The 1,308-nt window shown below is 55.0% G+C and carries 1 protein-coding gene; it reads right to left on the reverse strand.

Going from position 1 to position 1,308, the window contains the following annotated elements; all coding sequences use genetic code 11:
• Nucleotides 1-6: 6 nt before the first annotated feature.
• Nucleotides 7-1,212, reverse strand: coding sequence for an ISL3 family transposase (locus ACP7CJ_RS28800; RefSeq protein ID WP_276192863.1), 1,206 nt, complete (start codon nt 1,210-1,212; stop codon nt 7-9).
• Nucleotides 1,213-1,308 lie beyond the last annotated feature (96 nt).

Consider the following 1,308-nt stretch of genomic DNA (forward strand, 5'->3'; position numbering starts at 1 on the left):
GGTTCTTCACGGATTACCGGGAAAGACGCTCTTGATCTTCATGAAAAAGAATTCGCTATCCCGGTAACCATACGCCATACGCTTGATCACCTTTATTCGATTGTTTATTCCTTCCAACTGACCGGTGTGCATTGGCCAGCGAACCCGACTGACGATGCCTCGCCAGTAACCCTTTAGTCTTTTGGCAAACTGCATCAGGGCAGGTATCTCGCTTTCATGGGCGTGACGCAGCCATTGGTTCCAAGCTGATCTCCAGTCCCAGGCGGTGCTCGGCGTCCAGAGCGTTTTGAGTTCAGCCTTCATTAAATAGACCGTCATCAGCGACTGGTTGGCCGCCAGCAGATCCTGCAAATGAACCTGTTGCTCTGGGTTTTTCAGGTTCTCAGGATTGCGCAGCAGTAACCATCGCGCCTGCTTGATGACTTTGCGTGCAGGCCTGTCATGGCGCAGTCGATTGGCTTCGTCGACACGAACCCGGTCAATTACCTCTCGACCATATTTGGCCACCACATGAAAGAGGTCGTAGACCACTCGCGCTTTGGGGCAGTGGTGACGAACCTCCAGATCAAAAGCGGTGTTCATGTCCATCGCCACCGCTTCGATTAGCGCGCAGCCCTCGGGCCCCAGCTCTTCAAAAAAGGGTCTAACCGCCGCCCGACTACGGCCTTCGCCGATCCACAGCACCCGTCGCGTATCCGCATCCAGGACAACGGTGGCATAACGATGACCTTTGAAGAGTGCGAACTCGTCCATGACCAAGCGTCGCGGTTTCGCCTTTGGCAAAACGCTTAATGCTGCTTGCAGGGCTCGACGCTCCAGTAAACGAACGGTCTCCCAATGCAGGCCAAACATCTGCGCCACGTGCAGCGTTGGAAGGCGCTCGCACGCTTGAATGACGGCCTCTGCCAGGCGCCGGGTCATGCGGGCATAGCGATCCAGCCAACTAACCGCCTCCATGCGCTTGCCACAATCGCGGCAACCAACGCGCCGGAGCAAAACGCTCAAGCGCACCGCATGGCCGAGAATAGGCAAGTCACGAATGATGCGCTCGCAATACTCATGAGTGGTTGAGCAGAGCTTTTGACAGCCGCCACAACATGGGAACCGGGTGGCATGGGGGATCAGGTCGATCTGAAGGGCATCGCCGTCAGGCTTGATGTTGACGACAGAAAAGCCCTCCCAAAAGGGAAGGAAAGTATTAATATCTCGCATAAGAACGCCGGTTTGTTAGATGTGTTTGCTCGCACGAACATCATCAACCAAATCGGCGTTCTTGTTTCTGTGTTTCCCGAGATTCCGTGAAGAACC

The sequence above is a fragment of the Pseudomonas sp. PSPC3-2 genome (assembly GCF_049897085.1).
Taxonomy (GTDB): Bacteria; Pseudomonadota; Gammaproteobacteria; order Pseudomonadales; family Pseudomonadaceae; genus Aquipseudomonas; species Aquipseudomonas paraveronii.